This is a genomic window from Xenorhabdus sp. PB61.4 (assembly GCF_963894935.1).
GTDB classification, from domain to species: domain Bacteria; phylum Pseudomonadota; class Gammaproteobacteria; order Enterobacterales; family Enterobacteriaceae; genus Xenorhabdus; species Xenorhabdus stockiae.
Window position 1 is genome coordinate 1 of the sequence record NZ_CAWQJR010000106.1, and the last position, 2296, is coordinate 2296.

General features: G+C 36.2%; 4 protein-coding genes and 1 pseudogene. 2 read left to right on the forward strand and 3 right to left on the reverse strand.

Annotated features, from left to right (window positions below; translation table 11 throughout):
* A partial coding sequence (locus AACX68_RS06270) for a hypothetical protein (RefSeq protein ID WP_228860828.1) occupies window positions 1-780 on the reverse strand: 780 nt, incomplete at its 3' end.
* A 3-nt stretch (window positions 781-783) separates the two neighbouring features.
* Window positions 784-972 (reverse strand): hypothetical protein, encoded by a 189-nt coding sequence (locus AACX68_RS06275; protein WP_228860829.1) that lies wholly within the window; start codon window positions 970-972, stop codon window positions 784-786.
* A gap of 111 nt (window positions 973-1083) precedes the next feature.
* Here AACX68_RS06275 and AACX68_RS06280 point away from each other — a divergent pair.
* Window positions 1084-1224, forward strand: a pseudogene (locus AACX68_RS06280) (helix-turn-helix domain-containing protein); the annotation flags it as partial.
* Between the two features lie 76 nt (window positions 1225-1300).
* The gene (locus AACX68_RS06285) at window positions 1301-1621 is read left to right on the forward strand and encodes a SymE family type I addiction module toxin (protein WP_228860830.1); all 321 of its coding nucleotides are present in this window, start codon (window positions 1301-1303) and stop codon (window positions 1619-1621) included.
* 103 nt (window positions 1622-1724) lie between these two features.
* Here AACX68_RS06285 and AACX68_RS06290 read toward each other — a convergent pair whose 3' ends face one another.
* Window positions 1725-2021: a hypothetical protein gene (locus tag AACX68_RS06290; protein ID WP_228860831.1), complete on the reverse strand. Its 297-nt coding sequence runs from the start codon at window positions 2019-2021 to the stop codon at window positions 1725-1727.
* Window positions 2022-2296: the final 275 nt, after the last annotated feature.

Sequence of the window (2296 nt, forward strand, 5' to 3'; positions counted from 1 at the left end):
AGAGTCACGAGTGCAATCTTTAAGCACATTAAAAATCATTTCTTTGTTGTTTTCATAAGCATCTAAAAAAAAATTAGCATCAATATATTTTTCATTAGCATAATAAAATCTGAAATCATATTTTACATTCTTACCCAATAACAAATCAATACATTCATGCATCATCTTATTGACATATAAAAGCATATTAACAAGATATTCAGGTAGTGAAAATGAATTAATCATATTACACAAATGATCAATGAGAGCATGAAAATTATAGGAATCCCCATTTTCTCCCGTATATATTAACTCATTATTAATTATGGACAAGTTATTATAGGTAAGATCCCAAATCCACATTTCACCTAATAATCTTTTCAAAAATGAAAGGCGTATAATATCATTGCCATTGTAATTTATTACTTGATAATGACAATAAAACTTCGTTAGCTCTTTTCTATAAGAACAAAGCTCCATGTTAATATCAAAAATTGAAAACATTCTATTAGCAATCAAACTAATATTATAATAATCTAGATCTTTTATTTTTATTCCTTCACTTTTAAAGAAATACTCTGTCATTTCATTCCAATATTCTGTAGGCACATATTCCCTAAACAGAAAATCCCATGAACTTGCCTGAATAGATCCTCTATCAAACTCATTTTTAAAACATAGCTCCTTATCATTTTCAAACTCTTCATCATCAGAATAATAACATAGAAAATGATTATTCAAAGGCGATATTGTTTTACTAAAAAATGAATTAACTTTATATTTGTAAATAAAAGGCAACATAATTTACCCTCCTTTCTTTTTACCTTTACACTCAATGATATGTTTTTTATCGCTATATTTCTTCGTATTACCTATTCTGGTTTGATATTTTTCTCCAATAATTTCTTTATTAAATTCTTTCAATACATTCACCCCAATCCCACGAGCTCCTTTTTCATTACCTTTATAGAGGAGACTACTCTCTTCATCCAACCACTGGCCGGCAAAGGGCCATCAGCTCCGAGGCAGTCATACCCGTAGGGCAGCGCCAGCCCGCGCAGAGCAAGGCCTTCAGCGGGACATCGCCTATTTTACCCCGGCCACTTACAGCCTGATAGCAATTTGGCTCTACAGTTTCAGGCGATCAGCAACATGCAGCCGGAACAGCGGCAGGTGATCAAAGAGCTGCTGGAAGGGATGATTATTAAGTATGAAGCGGAACGCTGGTCTTCCAAGATGAAGTAAAAACGATTAACGCAACGTATTCGGGCGAGCACCCGAACACGATGCTCACCACAAGCAACTAAACAGGAGTTGAATGATGGCTAAGACGCATTCTAAGCAAAACCGGGCGGTAAATAAAGCCGCCAAAACAGAACGTTATTACACCGTGGGATACGTGCCGCAAAATGACAAGGCCAGTGCCCCGCCAGCGATCCACCTGAAAGGGCAATGGCTTAAGCAGGCTGGATTTGAGATTGGTGGCACACTGACTGTTAAAATCATGGATGGCTGTTTGGTGCTTATTCCTAACAGCGACGACACCCGCACCATTAAGCAACAGTACCGACGCCAGCAAGACCAGCTCAGTGAGATTAAGCTGCGGATGCGGGAACTGATTGGAGAATACAAAAGCCGCTAAGAGCAGACACTGAGCGGCTCTTAAAAAAAGAAAAAAGCCGGAAGATCACGGAGATCTTTCCGGCTTTTTTCTTTATATCACGGTAATAATGTTCTTAAATTAATTATACGCCTGCACAAGCGAAAACAATTTCTTTCGTATTAGCATCAATATAAACATTAAGGTCATCACCTAATAACTCATATTCCATTGCATTCTCAGGCGTTACTTCTCTGGGATAAAAGCTCACAATATAATATTTTCGATCTTCTATTAAATCTTCCTTATAACAAATATCTATGTGGCAACCGATAATATCAAAACCATCATTAGCTGCCTTTTTCATAGCTATCCACAAAAATTCTGCAACATCTTTATTTATCTTATGCAAAATTTCGTATTTCTCTATGGGAGTTCCCATCCTTTATCCTCACAATATATCTTCTAATGGACTTCCACGACGCATTACCTTAAATTTTCCACTTGGCGTCCCCAGATAACTATCCCGATAGTTCGGAACTCGTTTATCTCCAGATAATCCCATATGAATATTTCTATCTGGCTGAGAAAAGGAATCACTATTATGGTAACCTCTAAAAACTCTCAATATAAAAAATAAGATCAATTTTGCACTCACCAATAAATGTCCTTATTGTGTATGACTTTTTTCTTGCTTTTTCAGGGAAAAAATAAACT